The following is a 15,344-nucleotide window of genomic DNA, read 5'->3' as shown; positions in this document are numbered from 1 at the left end:
TGACAGGTTTTTATGGTCATGCTATAGGTGGAAAGCTTTTTTCGAGAAGAAGCAAATCAGGCTACATAAGGAGGACTTTCGACATGCCTTTAGTTTCAATGACGGAAATGTTGAATACAGCTAAAGAAAAAGGATATGCTGTTGGACAATTTAACTTAAATAACCTTGAGTTCACTCAAGCTATTTTACAAGCAGCAGAAGAGGAAAAATCCCCGGTTATTCTTGGTGTTTCAGAAGGCGCGGGACGCTACATGGGCGGCTTCAAAACAGTGGTTGCCATGGTTAAAGCTCTTATGGAAGAATACAAAGTGACAGTTCCTGTCGCGATTCACTTAGACCACGGTTCAAGCTTTGAATCTTGTGCGAAAGCGATTCATGCAGGTTTCACTTCTGTAATGATCGACGCATCTCACCATCCGTTTGAGGAAAACGTAGCAACTACAGCTAAAGTGGTTGAGCTTGCTCATTTCCACGGCGTTTCAGTTGAAGCTGAGCTTGGAACTGTAGGCGGACAGGAAGATGACGTGATCGCTGAAGGCGTAATCTATGCTGACCCTAAAGAGTGTCAAGAACTTGTAGAGCGCACTGGCATCGACTGCCTTGCACCTGCACTGGGTTCTGTTCACGGTCCTTACAAAGGCGAACCGAACCTCGGTTTCAAAGAAATGGAAGATATCGGAAAATCAACCGGCCTTCCGTTAGTACTTCACGGAGGTACAGGAATTCCGACTGCCGACATTAAAAAATCAATCTCACTTGGTACGGCTAAAATCAACGTAAACACTGAAAACCAAATTTCTTCTGCAAAAGCTGTCCGCGAAACATTGGCAGCTAAGCCGAACGAATACGATCCTCGTAAATATCTTGGACCTGCTCGTGAAGCAATCAAAGAAACGGTTATCGGCAAAATGCGTGAGTTCGGTTCTTCAAACCAAGCTTAATTCAATGTAACATCCATAAACCGCCTGACAGCATTGACAGGCGGTTTTATGTCTTACCTTTAGAAAGCGCAATCATGTTTTACAGTTCTGAAAATTTATTACTGGGGAGGCTTTCCTTATGTTATTTTTCATTGATACAGCAAACATTGACGAGATTAAAGAAGCTTATGAACTTGGCGTTCTTGCCGGAGTTACGACAAACCCTAGTTTAGTGGCGAAAGAAGCTGACGTGTCTTTCCATGACAGACTTCGTGAGATTACGGAAGTCGTGAGCGGATCAGTAAGCGCGGAAGTCATTTCCCTGAATGCTGAAGAAATGATTGAAGAAGGTAAAGAACTTGCGAAAATCGCGCCGAATATTACGGTGAAAATCCCGATGACGTCTGAAGGGTTAAAAGCCGTAAAAGCGCTGAGCGACCTGAACATTAAAACAAACGTAACGCTCATTTTCAGCGCCAACCAGGCGCTTTTGGCGGCAAGAGCCGGGGCGACTTATGTATCTCCGTTCTTAGGCCGTCTGGATGACATCGGCCATAACGGTCTTGAACTGATTTCAGAAATAAGACAGATTTTTGACATTCATGACATTGATACACAAATCATCGCAGCTTCCATCCGTCATGCACAGCACGTGACTGAAGCCGCTTTACGCGGTGCGCATATTGGTACGATGCCGCTGAAAGTCATTCACCAGCTGACGAAACATCCGTTAACGGATAAAGGCATTGAGCAATTCTTGGCTGACTGGAATAAATAAGGGGGAAAAGGGCGGCAAACCGGTTGCATCCGTTTGCCGCACCCTTATGTTTTCCTGTTTGGCAGCGGGCCTTCAGTATCAAAGTGAAGAGTGTGTTTCCCCGGAATATGAACCCGGCGGGCCTCTGTGCATCCTGTGTTAAAAATGCCCCGCAAAGCTTCGCTATTTTCTTCCTGTTATTTTATAATGTCCTTGTATTCTTTCTCTTCGAATTGGCTACATTTTGGACAAGAGCTTTATTTGCAGAGACAGAATAAAATGCCATTTTATTTACGCTCCGCAGCTATCTTCTTATGGAAGGAGACTATCATGGAAAAGTTGAATATTGCCGGCGGCGATCCGTTAAACGGAACCGTACATATCAGCGGCGCGAAAAACAGCGCCGTCGCATTGATACCCGCAACCATTCTGGCAAATTCCGAAGTAACGATCGAAGGGCTTCCGGAGATCTCAGATATTGAAACGCTGCGTGACCTGCTGAAAGAAATCGGCGGAAACGTCCATTTTGAAAAAGGAGAAATTGTCGTCGACCCTTCCCCGATGATCAGCATGCCGCTTCCCAACGGCAAAGTGAAAAAACTCCGCGCTTCCTATTACTTAATGGGCGCGATGCTCGGCCGCTTCAAACAGGCGGTCATCGGACTGCCGGGCGGATGCCATCTCGGGCCGCGGCCGATTGACCAGCATATCAAAGGGTTTGAGGCGCTTGGGGCGGAAGTCACCAATGAACAAGGCGCGATTTATCTGCGCGCCGAAAGGCTGAGAGGCGCACGGATTTATTTAGATGTCGTCAGCGTCGGAGCGACGATCAATATCATGCTTGCCGCTGTACTGGCTGAAGGTAAAACCGTGATAGAAAACGCCGCCAAGGAACCTGAGATTATTGATGTTGCCACATTGCTCACCAGCATGGGCGCAAAGATCAAAGGCGCAGGAACCAATGTAATCAGAATCGACGGCGTAAAAGAGCTGCACGGATGCAGGCATACGATCATTCCGGACAGAATTGAGGCGGGCACCTTTATGATCGCCGGCGCCGCGATGGGGAAAGAAGTCATTATTGATAATGTCATACCGACTCACCTGGAGTCTTTAACGGCGAAGCTCAGGGAAATGGGTTTTTACATCGAGACGAGTGACGATCAGCTTCTTATGCTCGGCGGGCAGAAGCAGATAAAACCGGTCGACGTAAAAACGCTTGTTTACCCGGGATTCCCGACTGATCTTCAGCAGCCGATGACATCTCTGTTAACGAGAGCCAGCGGCACGAGCGTCGTAACCGACACCATCTACTCGGCCCGATTTAAACATATAGATGAGCTGAGACGGATGGGGGCCAATATGAAAGTGGAAGGCAGGTCGGCCATTATCACCGGTCCGGCCGAGCTTCAGGGCGCAAAAGTAAAGGCGAGCGATCTGCGTGCAGGCGCTTGTCTGGTCGTCGCCGGACTCATGGCTGACGGCGTAACCGAAATTACCGGTCTCGAGCATTTAGACCGCGGCTACAGCAATCTTGAGAAAAAACTCGAAGGTCTGGGCGCCACAATCTGGCGGCAAAGGCTGACGGACGAAGAGATAGAACAGCTCCAAAATTCATAGAAATGCGGACTTTTGAGAGGAGATCGTGTTGAAATGGAAAGAAGCTTATCGATGGAATTGGTTCGAGTCACTGAAGCGGCGGCTTTAGCATCTGCCAGATGGATGGGCCGCGGGAAAAAAGATGAAGCTGATGATGCGGCGACAAGCGCAATGCGTGACGTGTTTGACACGGTGCCGATGAAAGGCACGGTCGTGATCGGGGAAGGCGAGATGGATGAAGCGCCGATGCTTTACATCGGCGAAAAGCTCGGAAACGGATACGGCCCGCGCGTCGATGTCGCCGTCGATCCTCTTGAAGGCACAAACATCGTAGCGAGCGGCGGCTGGAATGCGCTGACGGTGATCGCGGTCGCTGACCATGGAACATTGCTGAACGCCCCGGATATGTATATGGAAAAAATCGCGGTCGGTCCCGAAGCGGTAGGCTGCATCGATATCGAAGCGCCTGTCATTGATAACTTAAAAGCCGTTGCGAAAGCGAAAAATAAAGACATTGAAGATGTCGTGGCAACCATTTTAAATCGTGACAGACACGAAAAAATTATCTCTGAATTGCGTGAGGCGGGCGCCAGAATCAAACTGATCAACGACGGCGATGTCGCGGGCGCCATCAATACGGCCTTTGACCATACGGGAGTAGACATTCTCTTCGGTTCAGGCGGGGCTCCTGAAGGCGTGCTGTCTGCCGTTGCGTTAAAAGCGCTAGGCGGCGAAATCATCGGCAGGCTTCTGCCGCAAAGTGCGGAAGAGCAGGCGCGCTGTGAGCGAATGGGCCTTGATGTATCCAAAGTGCTCCGGATGGAGGACCTTGTGAGAGGGGATGACGCCATTTTTGCCGCAACGGGCGTCACGGACGGAGAGCTGCTGAAAGGCGTTCAGTTCAAAGGCTCCGTCGGCACGACTGAAAGCCTGGTCATCCGGGCGAAATCAGGAACGGTCCGATTCGTTGACGGAAGACACAGCCTGAAGAAAAAACCAAATCTTGTGATCCGGCCATAAATAGAGAAAAGCGGGACGGAAAGTCCCGCTTTTCTTTTGCAAAAAAGAGTCAACCCTATCATTTATATGTCAAAGCATTATTTAAGTTGAATAATTTTTTGAAATGAGGTAAAAATAAAGAGTGCTGCGATTTTTCTGTGTCATTCCTTCTTTTGAGTACTGGGAAATTTTCAAATTCTACCGCATACAGACGATATAAATATTGATCTTCTCAAGTTTTTGTCCTCGCTTCCTTCAAAACTCATTAAGACATTCCTTTTTTAAAAAAGCGCCGATCATGGGTGGAAGTGTTACCGATAGAAGTTCCTGAACGTTTTATAAAAGAATGTGCTTTGGCGGAATCATGCGAAGCAGCCGATTTGAATGAAAACAGCAATACATTGACTATGAAAAGCGTGGTGTTTTTATGAAAGACGTATCTATTTCCTCTTTGGAAAATATGAAATTAAAAGAACTATATGAACTGGCCAGACATTATAAAATCTCCTACTACAGCAAACTGACTAAAAAAGAATTAATCTTTGCCATCCTGAAAGCCAACGCCGAGCAGGAGGATCTTCTGTTTATGGAAGGCGTGCTCGAAATCATCCAATCGGAAGGATTCGGCTTCCTCAGACCGATTAATTACTCGCCAAGCTCAGAAGACATCTATATTTCTGCTTCCCAGATCCGCCGCTTTGATTTAAGAAACGGTGACAAAGTATCCGGCAAGGTGCGTCCGCCGAAAGAAAACGAACGCTATTACGGACTTTTGCACGTTGAAGCGGTAAATGGAGACGATCCGGAATCTGCGAAAGAGCGCGTTCATTTTCCCGCGCTGACACCGCTTTATCCGGACCGCCAAATGGTGCTTGAGACGAAACCGAATTATCTCTCAACAAGAATTCTCGATATGATGGCTCCCGTCGGTTTCGGCCAGCGCGGTCTGATCGTGGCGCCGCCGAAAGCCGGTAAAACCATGCTGTTAAAAGAAATCGCTAACAGCATTACGACAAATCAGCCTGACGCTGAATTGATCGTTCTCTTAATTGATGAAAGACCGGAAGAAGTAACGGATATTGAACGTTCCGTAGCGGGCGATGTCGTCAGCTCGACGTTCGATGAAGTGCCGGAAAATCACATTAAGGTAGCGGAGCTTGTGCTTGAACGGGCGATGCGTCTCGTTGAACACAAAAAAGACGTTATCATTCTGATGGACAGCATTACCCGCCTGGCACGGGCCTACAACCTCGTTATCCCGCCAAGCGGACGTACGCTTTCCGGCGGGATTGACCCGGCTGCGTTCCATCGTCCGAAGCGCTTTTTCGGTGCCGCGAGAAACATTGAAGAGGGCGGCAGCCTGACCATTTTGGCGACGGCGCTCGTTGACACGGGCTCCCGGATGGATGACGTCATCTACGAAGAGTTTAAAGGAACGGGCAACATGGAGCTTCACCTTGACCGTTCTCTTGCGGAAAGACGGATTTTCCCGGCGATCGATATCCGCCGCTCCGGCACGCGGAAGGAAGAGCTGCTCGTGCCGAAAGAGCATCTTGACCGTCTATGGGCAATCCGCAAATCGATGTCTGATTCTCCGGACTTCGCAGAGAAGTTTATGAGAAAAATGAAAAAAACAAAAACGAATCAGGAATTCTTCGATCTGATCAACCAAGAATGGAAGCAGGCAAACCTTTCATCATCAGCCCGCCGCTGATAAAAAATGTATTTGCAAATGCAGTAAATGACTGATATAATTCTCTCATATGCGTTCCGGATTCGCTCCGGAATAATAACTCTGTTTCCACACGGGATTCAGGGCGGAAGGAGATGGATACAATGAAAGCAGGAATTCATCCTAATTTCAAAAAAGCAACAGTTAAATGCGCTTGCGGAAATGAATTTGAAACAGGCTCAGTAAAAGAAGAGGTACGCGTTGAGATTTGCTCTGAATGCCACCCATTCTACACTGGACGTCAAAAATTCGCTTCTGCTGATGGTCGTGTTGATCGCTTTAACAAAAAATACGGTCTTAAGTAATAATAGATTTTACAGGCAGGCAAGAATTGCTTCTTGCCTGTTTTTTATGTCCATAAACAGGAAAAAAAGGGGAGCGGATAGCCTATGTACATAATGAAGCAAAGCGGATGGCTTGAGCTGATATGCGGCAGCATGTTCTCTGGGAAATCAGAAGAGCTGATCCGCAGAGTGAAAAGAGCGACTTATGCGAAGCAGGAGGTCAAGGTGTTCAAACCTGCCATTGATAATCGCTACAGTGAGGAGGCTGTCGTTTCTCACAACGGCACATCCATGACAAGCCACGTCATCTCGTCTTCGGCTGAAATATGGGATCATATCAGTGAAAGCACGGACGTCATCGCGGTAGATGAAGTGCAGTTTTTCGGCGAATCGATCATCGGCGACTTATCCTCGCTTGCGGATAAAGGATATCGTGTCATCGCGGCCGGACTTGATATGGATTTCCGGGGAGAGCCGTTCGGCGTGGTGCCGAATCTGATGGCGGTTGCCGAATCAGTGACGAAGCTGCAGGCGGTCTGCTCCGTTTGCGGGTCGCCGGCAAGCCGTACGCAGCGTTTGATTGACGGGAAGCCCGCTTCCTATGATGATCCGGTCATTTTAGTCGGCGCGTCGGAGTCATACGAAGCGAGATGCAGACATCATCACGAAGTGCCGAAAAAACAGACTGATAAATAACCCTTTTCATGAAAACATCGGTAAAAAATCCGGTGTTTTTTTGACGGTTTTTCAAAAATTGTAGTTAATTAACTTAAAAAAGAGTATGAAAAAATTAAGTAATTTTCATCTCTTGAATTTTCATTTTTACAGGCATAAAATGACTAAGTAATGTAAATAGTTATGAGACATTGTTCGAATAATTGTCAAAAAAAGATATAGCAGATCGCGATCACACTAGCCAAAATGGGTAATTACTTAACTTTGTTAACTATTTGAAGAAAGAAGGAGATTTTCTTGAATAATATTAAAGTAACGAAGGAAGGCAACTTAGAAACTACTTTAAGAGGAAAAGAAGTTCTATCTATCCCTACTTTAAATAAAGGTGTTGCGTTTTCAGCAGAAGAAAGAAAAAGCCTTGGATTAGACGGGCTGCTTCCTCCGACCATTCTGTCTCTTGATGAGCAGGCAAAACGCGCATACGAGCAGTTTCAAGCTCAGCCGGACCGCCTTCGCCAAAACGTGTATTTGAATGATTTGCAAAACCGTAACGAAGTTCTTTTCTTTAAATTGCTTCAAAACCATCTTCGTGAAATGCTGCCGGTTGTTTACACACCGACTGTCGGTGAAGCGATTCAAGAATACAGCCATGAGTACAGAAGACCTCAAGGGATTTACCTTTCTATCGACAACGTGGAAGGAATTGAAGAGGCATTTGAAAACCTTCATGCCACTGCCGGAGATATTGATCTGATCGTTGCGACAGACTCAGAAAGCATCCTCGGAATCGGTGACTGGGGTGTAGGCGGTATCAACATCGCCATCGGTAAATTAGCCGTATACACAGCGGCTGCCGGTATTGACCCAAGCCGTGTTATTCCTGTCGTTCTTGACGTCGGTACGAACAATGAAAAACTTCTGAACGATCCTTTATACATCGGTAACCGCCATGAACGTATCCAAGGCGAACGTTATGAAGCTTTCATTGACGCTTATGTAAAAGCTGCGCTTAAATATTTCCCTAAAGCTCTTCTTCACTGGGAAGACCTTGGAAACAAAAACGCGCGCAATATCATGAAGAAATACAACCATGAAATTCTTACCTTCAACGATGACATTCAAGGAACAGGCGCGATTACGCTTGCAGGTGTGCTTGCGGCTATGAAGAAAACAGGCGCGTCTATTAAAGACCAGCGTGTGGTTGTCTTCGGTGCGGGATCTGCCGGAATCGGAATCGCTGACCAAATCCGCGACACTATGGTGCTCGCCGGTCTTTCTGAAGAAGAAGCCAACAAAGCGTTCTACACAATGGACTACAGAGGCTTGTTAATTGAAGGTATGGAAAACATTCTTGATTTCCAAGAGCCGTACCTGCGCACAGCTGAAGAAATTAAAGATTGGAAACGCGATGAAAACGGACAAATTCCTTTCATTGAAGTGATCCGTCAAGCGAAACCGACAATCTTAATCGGTACATCAGGCCAAAGCGGCGCATTCAGTGAAGAAATCGTCAAAGAAATGGCAAAACACGTTGAGCGTCCGGTCATCATGCCGATGTCTAACCCGACACCGCTTGCTGAAGCCGTTCCTAGCGATCTTTTCAAATGGACTGACGGCAAAGTGCTTGTGGCGACAGGAAGCCCGTTTGACAATGTGGAGTACAATGGCGTTTCTTATGAAATCGGACAATCTAACAACGCATTCGCGTTCCCTGGACTTGGTCTCGGTTCAATCGTTGTAGAAGCGAAAGTGATTACTCCTGCAATGTTTGCGGCAACTGCTGACGCAATCGCAGAAAGCGTTGATTTTGAAACACCGGGTGCAGGCCTTCTGCCGAGCATGAGCGACTTACAAGAAGTTTCAATTAAAGTTGCGATCGCCGTAGCGGAAACTGCCATTAAAGAAGGCGTGGCAAACCGCATTCCTGAAAATGTAGAACAAGCCGTTCTTGATGCAATGTGGAAACCGCAATATAAACAAGTTATCGCTAAATAATTTTACGATTAATTTTACAGTCCGAGGGAAAGCTTTTATGTAAAGGCTAAAGTATACGGACATTAAGGATTTGGAGGAGAATATTTTGAGCTTCTTAGATATTTTAATCCTCCTGGCGCCGATCTTTTTCGTGATCGTGCTGGGATGGTTCGCAGGTCGCTTCGGAAGTTATGACGCGAAGTCAGCAAAAGGGGTAAGCACCTTAGTTACGAAGTACGCGCTTCCGGCGCATTTTATCGCAAGTATTTTAACCACTTCAAGAAGTGCGTTTTTATCACAGGTTCCTTTGATGATCGCTTTGATCATTGGGATTGTCGGATTCTTTATCGTCATTCTGTTGGTTTGCAAATTTATCTTCAAGTATGATTTAACGAATTCATCTGTATTTTCTTTAAACTCTGCACAGCCGACATTTGCATTTATGGGTATTCCGGTACTTGGAAGCTTATTCGGAGCAAACGAAGTAGCGATTCCTATCGCCGTTACGGGTATCGTGGTTAACGCCATCCTTGACCCGCTTGCGATCATTATCGCTACAGTCGGTGAGTCATCTAAGAAACAAGACAGCGAAAACGAGAACTTCTGGAAAATGACTGGTAAGTCTATTCTTCACGGTCTTTCCGAACCGCTTGCGGCTGCACCGCTTATCAGTATCATCCTGGTACTCTGCGGTGTAACACTCCCTGGCTTGGGTGAAAAAATGCTTGATCAGCTCGGAAGCACAACATCAGGTGTTGCACTCTTTGCCGTCGGTGTAACTGTCGGTATCCGTAACATCAAGCTCAGTCTGCCGGCTTTCGGTATCGCTTTGTTAAAAGTTGCCGTTCAGCCTGCGCTGATGTACTTGATCGCTCTTGCAGTCGGACTTCCGGCTGACCAGATCACGAAAGCGGTATTGCTCGTTGCATTCCCTGGATCTGCGGTAGCGGCGATGATTGCCACACGTTTCGAAAAACAAGAGGAAGAAACTGCGTCCGCGTTCGTGATCAGTGCGATTTTATCTCTGATCTCACTGCCGATCATCATTGCGCTGACTGCATAATGAAAAGCTCCCTGTTTCAGGGAGCTTTTTTGATTAGAATTGAAATTTAAAAGGCGAAAATCTCGTTTTTTTTCTGGGTTTCTTATGTTCTGAAGAAGCGGCTGTTTCTGAGAGGGGAGCTGTCTGGGCAAGTTCCTGGATGCGGGAGGCCAATGTCTGCAATTCGGTATTGAGGTCGTCAATTTCCCGTCTGTGCTGAAGAAGCTGATAAGACACCCCTTCATCCGCCTTTTGTTTCAGCTGGCGTTCCAGCTCCTCTATCCTTGAAAGCAGATGGTTCTCACCTTGTTTCTCTTTCGTGAGAATGTCCAGTTTGCGCTCCAGCTCTGCCAACCTTTGTTCAGCGCCGCCAGTGATTTTCGGACGCTGCAAAATGAAGCCCGTCCGTTTTTTCGGCTGCCGGGGCACTTGAACGTCCAGAAGGGCAGTGCCTTCAGAAATTTGCCGTTTGACCGATTTCAGCACATCAAGATCCTCAGGTGTAAAGGAATAATGTCCGAGCTCATTCCGTTCAGCCGGAAGATTCAGCTGCTTGACCCACCTTTGCACCGTTTTTGCGGAGACACCGAGCTCTTTCGCGGCCATGTTTGTATTCATGATCACATACCTCCTTTTTGCTAGGTATTCGACCATGAGGCGGCGTTCCCTTCACGTTAGACAAAACAAGAAGGAATTCGCCAAAGAAAGCGGCATTTCTTCAAAAAACGTTACGCTTCATACAATTCAAGCGGAAGCTTGTCGGGATCGAAGAAAAAGGTAAACCGTTTCCCCGTCAGCGGATCGGTTCTGATCGGTTCTGTGCCGACGCCCTTTTCCTTTAACTCCCTGACGGCTGCTTCAAGATCGTTTACGGTGAAGGCGAGATGCCGGAGACCCGCGGCTTCCGGTCTGGTCGGCCGTTCGGGCGGATCGGGAAAGGAAAACAATTCAATCGCATATGCGCCGTCCAGCGCCAGATCGAGTTTATAAGATTCCCGTTCCTTTCGATATGTTTCTTTTATAATGCCGAAACCGAGTATCTCGGTGTAAAAAGCTTTCGACTTTTCATAATCAGAGCATATGATTGCTATATGGTGGATGGATTTCAGCATATCCGCCCCTCCTTTTTTGCTTCAGTATAACAGAGGCGAATTGCTTTTGACTGGCGATAAGCCCTATACTATAATGAGAATGTTACGCACAGGAAAACAGAGGTGAAGACCGTGTTAGACCGTTTACAGTCAATTGAACAACGATACGAAAAATTAAATGAGCTTTTAAGTGATCCGGAAGTGGTCAACGATCCGAAAAAGCTTAGAGAATATTCGAAAGAGCAATCTGATATACAAGAAACCGTTGAAGTCTATAGACAATACAGAGACGCATCAGAACAGCTTGCCGATGCGAAAGCGATGCTTGAGGAAAAGCTTGATGCCGATATGAGAGAAATGGTGAAGGAAGAAATCTCCGAACTGCAGGGAGAGACGGAAACCTTATCAGAGCGTTTGAAAGTGCTCCTCATCCCGAAAGACCCGAACGATGACAAAAACGTAATCATGGAGATCCGCGGAGCAGCGGGAGGAGAAGAAGCCGCGCTGTTTGCGGGAAATCTCTACAGAATGTACTCCCGTTACGCCGAAATCCAAGGCTGGAAGACTGAAGTCATGGAAGCAAACGTGACCGGAACGGGCGGTTACAAAGAAATCATCTTTATGATTACAGGAAAAGGCGCATACTCCAAGCTGAAGTATGAAAATGGCGCGCACCGCGTACAGCGTGTTCCGGAAACGGAATCAGGCGGCCGTATTCATACATCCACGGCGACGGTGGCGTGTCTTCCTGAAGCGGAAGAAGTAGAAGTGGACATCCACGAAAAAGACATCCGCGTCGATACATTCGCATCAAGCGGACCGGGCGGACAAAGCGTAAACACGACGATGTCGGCGGTACGCCTGACGCATTTACCGACCGGTGTCGTCGTATCCTGTCAGGATGAAAAATCTCAGATTAAAAACAAAGAAAAAGCGATGAAGGTGCTCCGCGCCAGAATCTATGACAAATTCCAGCAGGAAGCTCAGGCTGAATATGATCAGACCCGTAAATCAGCCGTCGGATCAGGCGACCGTTCCGAGCGTATCCGCACATACAATTTCCCGCAAAACCGTGTGACGGATCACCGCATCGGCCTGACGATTCAAAAGCTGGATCAAATCCTGGAAGGCAAGCTTGATGAAGTGGTTGAAGCGTTAATCGTAGAAGACCAGTCAAGCAAGCTCCAGCAGGCGGAAAATTAAGATGAAGACCGTTTTTGAAGCCCTAAGCTGGGCTTCTTCTTATTTAACCGAAGCGGGAAGAGAAAAAAACGCGGCCGAGCTGCTGCTGTTAAATGATACCGGAATGGATCGGAGCAAACTTCTCGCAAGTCTGCAGGAGCCCGTCGGCGAGGACGAACTTTACCGTTTCAGACGGCACGTGGAGATGCATAAAGAAGGTATTCCGATTCAATATATTATCGGGAAAGAACAGTTTTACGGCAGGGAATTTTTTGTGAATGACGATGTTCTCATTCCGCGTCCGGAAACGGAAGAAGTCGTCTTTCATCTGCTGGACAGACAGAAGCGGGTATTTTCCGGGGCGGAACGACTGAACGTCATTGATATCGGTACGGGGAGCGGAGCTATTGCGGTGACGCTCGCGCTTGAATGCGGACATTTTTCAGTATCGGCTTCGGATATTTCAAAAGAAGCGCTGCAGGTGGCGGAAAGAAATGCGCAAAACCTCGGAGCGGACGTGTGCTTTTTGCAGGGAGATCTGTTAACTCCTTTTATTTCATCAGGAAAAAAAGCGGATATTATTGTTTCCAATCCGCCGTATATTTCTGAAGAAGAAATGGCGGATTTGTCGGATATCGTCCGTTTCCATGAGCCGCTTCATGCTCTTACGGACGGCGGTGACGGTTTGAAATTCTACAAGCGGTTTATGGAGGAGCTGCCTCTTGTCATGAAAGATAAAGCGCTTGTCGTCTTTGAAATCGGATATAATCAGGGAAAAGCCGTGAAAGACCTGTTCCGTCATTCCTTTCCGAATGCGGAAGTGGAAGTCGTACAGGACATCAACGGAAAAGACAGAACCGTATCCGCGGTCATCACATCATGAAAAAAGCCCGCCGGTGACGCACACGGCGGGCTTTTGTTACAATGGAAAGAAAATGAAAGGGGCATCCGCCTTGAAAAAAGCGTTCGCCTTCGGATGTATACTCGCCGCCGCAGCTTATGCGGCTGGATTTGTCCTGCCGTTTGGCTTTGACATCATTTTCGGCGCCGTTACGGCTGTTCTTATCGTCGCAGCGGTCATCGTTTCCGGGCTGGCCGTAAGCGGAGCGGAGCAGCGGGCCAATTATCATTCTGAAACAGAAGAAGGACGGCACGCCCGTTTAAAGATGGCCGCCGTTTTCTTTTGCGCCGCTCTCCCTTCAGCCGGCTGTCTGCTGATTACGCTTCTGTAGCCGGATTTTGTCTTTGCAGCAATACGGAATCCCACACCCAATAGACGACGGCTGTTAAAACCGCAAAGATATAAAAGGCTGAATTAGAAAACAGAGATTGGCCTGACGGCTGCAAAAGACCGAAGATGATCCCGTTTGCAATGAACGACACCCCTAAATAATAAAGAAAATACAGCGGATGAAATCTCTTCGGCTTTTTATTCAGAAAGTATTGAAGCGGCAGCGCAAAAATCAAATAAGGAAACAAAAAATAAAACGCCATCGAAATGAAAGCCGCGATAATGAATTGATGAACATACAAAATAGAATAAATGACAGACATACATGCCGCCGACAGCAGCACGGTGTAATTATATTTCATCTGAAAACCTCCTATCAAAATAATATCGTACCATATTTTGAATCTGTCAATGCAGATTATCAGCTTGCTAGATTTTTTTCTTCCCGCCGGTTTAAACCTTTTCCGTCATGTCCATAATGGGACTAGATAAAAAAAGCACGGAGAGGAACGGTGGGGACCGATGAAACAGACAATGATGATCTGCATATATATTTTTCTTTTATTATCAGGAGCGCTTGCGGGTTTGACAAAAGAAGAAACGGCGCGGGCATCAGCCGATGAGCCCGTCGTCATACCGGATGAAGCGATCCGGCTCAGGATTTTGGCCAACAGTGATAACGATGAGGATCAAAAGCTCAAGCGCCAGATCAGAGATGCTGTAAACGAGCAAATCACGGACTGGGTGAAAGATATCACTTCCATTGAAGAAGCGCGGCGGCTCATTCGTTCGAAGCTTCCTGAAATTAAAGAAATCGCCAAACAAACGATGAAAGAAAAGGGTGCGCATCAATCCGTTTCAGTTCAATTCAATAAAATTTCGTTTCCGACAAAGCTGTACGGCAATATGGTCTATCCGGCCGGAAAATATGAAGCCATTTTAATTACACTCGGCAATGGCGAGGGCGCCAACTGGTGGTGCGTCTTGTTTCCGCCGCTGTGCTTCCTTGATTTCTCAAACGGCGAAGCGGTGAAAGATCAGGAAGACGGCGGACAGAAGCAGGAAGAAACGCAGAAACAGACAGAAAAAGTGCTGGATGACGTAAAAGCAAAGGCTGATAAAGCGAAGAAAGAAAATAAAGATGACGATGATACCGAAGTGAAGTTTTTCCTCGTCGATTGGATTTCAGATCTATTTTCCTGAAGCAAAAGGCATAAATCCGGATTCGATTCATAGATTGGAAGAAAGAGTTGATCGAAACGGAGGGAAATATATGTTTTATCAGCTGAGAGTGGCAAGAGATCAAGATACGGAGGCGCTGGAGGCCTTTTTGAAAAAGTCTGATACGGCACATGCGGAAATCGATCAGCAGATCAGCCGGTTTATCGTGCTGGAAGACAGCGAAAAAAAGATTGCCGCCTGTCTCGGGATCGAAAAATTCAGCGGCGGAAAAGGGCTTCTCCGTTCACTCGTCATGTCGGACAGGCTGAATCAAAGCCATATCGTTACACTGTTTCAAAGTATGGATGTGCTGTGCAAAAAACATGAGATTCAAGATGTCTACTTAGTCGCCAATCAGCCCTCATCTGCTGAGTTTCTGAATGTGATGGGATTTGAAGCGTGCGCCGATGCGCCTGATGAACTGTATACGTCCGAACATTTCCGCAACTCGTTATGCACAGAAGGTTCGTTTTTAATGGTGAAAACCTCTGCCTGATCTAACTTATACACAAGGTTATCCACTTATTAAAAAGTGTTGTCCACAGTTTGTGGATAACACTTGTTTTATTAAAGGACATCTTTTATACTTTCAAAAGGAATACACGAGAGAAAATAAAGTTTTACCGCTTTAAAATAA

General features: G+C 46.9%; 17 protein-coding genes and 1 pseudogene. 15 read left to right on the top strand and 3 right to left on the bottom strand.

Going from position 1 to position 15,344, the window contains the following annotated elements:
• The first annotated feature begins 83 nt into the window (after positions 1–83).
• From OWN49_RS08145 to OWN49_RS08100, 10 genes and pseudogenes are all read left to right on the top strand, one after another.
• The gene (locus OWN49_RS08145) at positions 84–941 is read left to right on the top strand and encodes a class II fructose-bisphosphate aldolase (protein ID WP_003151102.1); all 858 of its coding nucleotides are present in this window, start codon (positions 84–86) and stop codon (positions 939–941) included.
• A gap of 118 nt (positions 942–1,059) precedes the next feature.
• Positions 1,060–1,698, top strand: a complete 639-nt coding sequence (gene fsa, locus OWN49_RS08140) for a fructose-6-phosphate aldolase (protein WP_003151103.1) — start codon at positions 1,060–1,062, stop codon at positions 1,696–1,698.
• 309 nt (positions 1,699–2,007) lie between these two features.
• Complete coding sequence (locus tag OWN49_RS08135) at positions 2,008–3,297, top strand: UDP-N-acetylglucosamine 1-carboxyvinyltransferase (protein ID WP_176283585.1); 1,290 nt, start codon at positions 2,008–2,010, stop codon at positions 3,295–3,297.
• A 33-nt stretch (positions 3,298–3,330) separates the two neighbouring features.
• Positions 3,331–4,296, top strand: a complete 966-nt coding sequence (gene glpX / locus OWN49_RS08130) for a class II fructose-bisphosphatase (protein WP_003151105.1) — start codon at positions 3,331–3,333, stop codon at positions 4,294–4,296.
• 201 nt (positions 4,297–4,497) lie between these two features.
• Positions 4,498–4,706: pseudogene (locus tag OWN49_RS19515) on the top strand (hypothetical protein).
• Positions 4,703–5,989 carry a transcription termination factor Rho gene (gene rho / locus OWN49_RS08120; protein ID WP_003151107.1) on the top strand — a complete coding sequence of 429 codons (1,287 nt, stop codon included), beginning with the start codon at positions 4,703–4,705 and terminating at the stop codon, positions 5,987–5,989. Before OWN49_RS19515 ends, rho begins: the two are co-directional and overlap by 4 nt.
• 122 nt (positions 5,990–6,111) lie before the next feature.
• Positions 6,112–6,312 carry a 50S ribosomal protein L31 gene (rpmE, locus tag OWN49_RS08115; protein ID WP_003151132.1) on the top strand — a complete coding sequence of 67 codons (201 nt, stop codon included), beginning with the start codon at positions 6,112–6,114 and terminating at the stop codon, positions 6,310–6,312.
• 84 nt (positions 6,313–6,396) lie between these two features.
• Entirely contained in the window at positions 6,397–6,987 is a 591-nt protein-coding gene (locus OWN49_RS08110; protein ID WP_038464350.1) for a thymidine kinase, read from the top strand.
• A gap of 276 nt (positions 6,988–7,263) precedes the next feature.
• Positions 7,264–8,961 (top strand): oxaloacetate-decarboxylating malate dehydrogenase, encoded by a 1,698-nt coding sequence (gene malS / locus OWN49_RS08105; RefSeq protein WP_176283584.1) that lies wholly within the window; start codon positions 7,264–7,266, stop codon positions 8,959–8,961.
• Between the two features lie 85 nt (positions 8,962–9,046).
• Complete coding sequence (locus OWN49_RS08100; protein WP_003151136.1) at positions 9,047–10,003, top strand: AEC family transporter; 957 nt, start codon at positions 9,047–9,049, stop codon at positions 10,001–10,003.
• Between the two features lie 33 nt (positions 10,004–10,036).
• Here OWN49_RS08100 and racA read toward each other — a convergent pair whose 3' ends face one another.
• Positions 10,037–10,600 (bottom strand): chromosome-anchoring protein RacA, encoded by a 564-nt coding sequence (racA, locus tag OWN49_RS08095; protein ID WP_017418731.1) that lies wholly within the window; start codon positions 10,598–10,600, stop codon positions 10,037–10,039.
• A 110-nt stretch (positions 10,601–10,710) separates the two neighbouring features.
• Positions 10,711–11,094, bottom strand: a complete 384-nt coding sequence (gloA2, locus tag OWN49_RS08090; protein ID WP_003151138.1) for an SMU1112c/YaeR family gloxylase I-like metalloprotein — start codon at positions 11,092–11,094, stop codon at positions 10,711–10,713.
• 111 nt (positions 11,095–11,205) lie between these two features.
• On the opposite strand from gloA2, the gene prfA reads away from it, so the two are divergent.
• The 3 genes from prfA to OWN49_RS08075 all read left to right on the top strand — a co-directional run bounded on the left by prfA (position 11,206) and on the right by OWN49_RS08075 (position 13,487).
• Positions 11,206–12,276, top strand: a complete 1,071-nt coding sequence (gene prfA / locus OWN49_RS08085) for a peptide chain release factor 1 (RefSeq protein WP_003151139.1) — start codon at positions 11,206–11,208, stop codon at positions 12,274–12,276.
• Position 12,277: 1 nt separating this feature from the next.
• A complete protein-coding gene (gene prmC / locus OWN49_RS08080; protein WP_070082512.1) occupies positions 12,278–13,138 on the top strand; it encodes a peptide chain release factor N(5)-glutamine methyltransferase in 861 nt (286 codons plus the stop codon).
• A gap of 70 nt (positions 13,139–13,208) precedes the next feature.
• Positions 13,209–13,487 carry a DUF5316 family protein gene (locus OWN49_RS08075; RefSeq protein ID WP_069449066.1) on the top strand — a complete coding sequence of 93 codons (279 nt, stop codon included), beginning with the start codon at positions 13,209–13,211 and terminating at the stop codon, positions 13,485–13,487.
• Here the strand turns inward: OWN49_RS08075 and OWN49_RS08070 are convergent.
• Positions 13,474–13,848 carry a UPF0715 family protein gene (locus OWN49_RS08070; RefSeq protein ID WP_003151143.1) on the bottom strand — a complete coding sequence of 125 codons (375 nt, stop codon included), beginning with the start codon at positions 13,846–13,848 and terminating at the stop codon, positions 13,474–13,476. The two genes, OWN49_RS08075 and OWN49_RS08070, sit on opposite strands and share 14 nt — an antisense overlap.
• A gap of 160 nt (positions 13,849–14,008) precedes the next feature.
• Here OWN49_RS08070 and spoIIR point away from each other — a divergent pair, with 160 nt between their 5' ends.
• Together spoIIR and OWN49_RS08060 are read left to right on the top strand one after the other, a co-directional pair.
• Positions 14,009–14,689: a stage II sporulation protein R gene (gene spoIIR, locus OWN49_RS08065; RefSeq protein ID WP_077722976.1), complete on the top strand. Its 681-nt coding sequence runs from the start codon at positions 14,009–14,011 to the stop codon at positions 14,687–14,689.
• 70 nt (positions 14,690–14,759) lie between these two features.
• On the top strand, positions 14,760–15,203 hold the full coding sequence (locus tag OWN49_RS08060; RefSeq protein WP_003151145.1) for a hypothetical protein: 444 nt from the start codon (positions 14,760–14,762) through the stop codon (positions 15,201–15,203).
• Positions 15,204–15,344 lie beyond the last annotated feature (141 nt).

Source organism: Bacillus sp. NEAU-242-2, from assembly GCF_027853835.1.
Classification (GTDB): domain Bacteria; phylum Bacillota; class Bacilli; order Bacillales; family Bacillaceae; genus Bacillus; species Bacillus velezensis.
This window is presented reverse-complemented; position numbering and strand designations above follow the sequence as displayed.

Coding starts and splice junctions, on each gene's coding strand:
- OWN49_RS08070 (WP_003151143.1), bottom strand. CDS start 13,848: ATGAAATATAATTACACCGTGCTGCTGTCGGCGGCATGTATGTCTGTC.
- spoIIR (WP_077722976.1), top strand. CDS start 14,009: ATGAAACAGACAATGATGATCTGCATATATATTTTTCTTTTATTATCA.
- fsa (WP_003151103.1), top strand. CDS start 1,060: ATGTTATTTTTCATTGATACAGCAAACATTGACGAGATTAAAGAAGCT.
- OWN49_RS08060 (WP_003151145.1), top strand. CDS start 14,760: ATGTTTTATCAGCTGAGAGTGGCAAGAGATCAAGATACGGAGGCGCTG.
- glpX (WP_003151105.1), top strand. CDS start 3,331: ATGGAAAGAAGCTTATCGATGGAATTGGTTCGAGTCACTGAAGCGGCG.
- racA (WP_017418731.1), bottom strand. CDS start 10,600: ATGAATACAAACATGGCCGCGAAAGAGCTCGGTGTCTCCGCAAAAACG.
- OWN49_RS08135 (WP_176283585.1), top strand. CDS start 2,008: ATGGAAAAGTTGAATATTGCCGGCGGCGATCCGTTAAACGGAACCGTA.
- rho (WP_003151107.1), top strand. CDS start 4,703: ATGAAAGACGTATCTATTTCCTCTTTGGAAAATATGAAATTAAAAGAA.
- OWN49_RS08110 (WP_038464350.1), top strand. CDS start 6,397: ATGTACATAATGAAGCAAAGCGGATGGCTTGAGCTGATATGCGGCAGC.
- gloA2 (WP_003151138.1), bottom strand. CDS start 11,094: ATGCTGAAATCCATCCACCATATAGCAATCATATGCTCTGATTATGAA.
- rpmE (WP_003151132.1), top strand. CDS start 6,112: ATGAAAGCAGGAATTCATCCTAATTTCAAAAAAGCAACAGTTAAATGC.
- OWN49_RS08145 (WP_003151102.1), top strand. CDS start 84: ATGCCTTTAGTTTCAATGACGGAAATGTTGAATACAGCTAAAGAAAAA.
- prmC (WP_070082512.1), top strand. CDS start 12,278: ATGAAGACCGTTTTTGAAGCCCTAAGCTGGGCTTCTTCTTATTTAACC.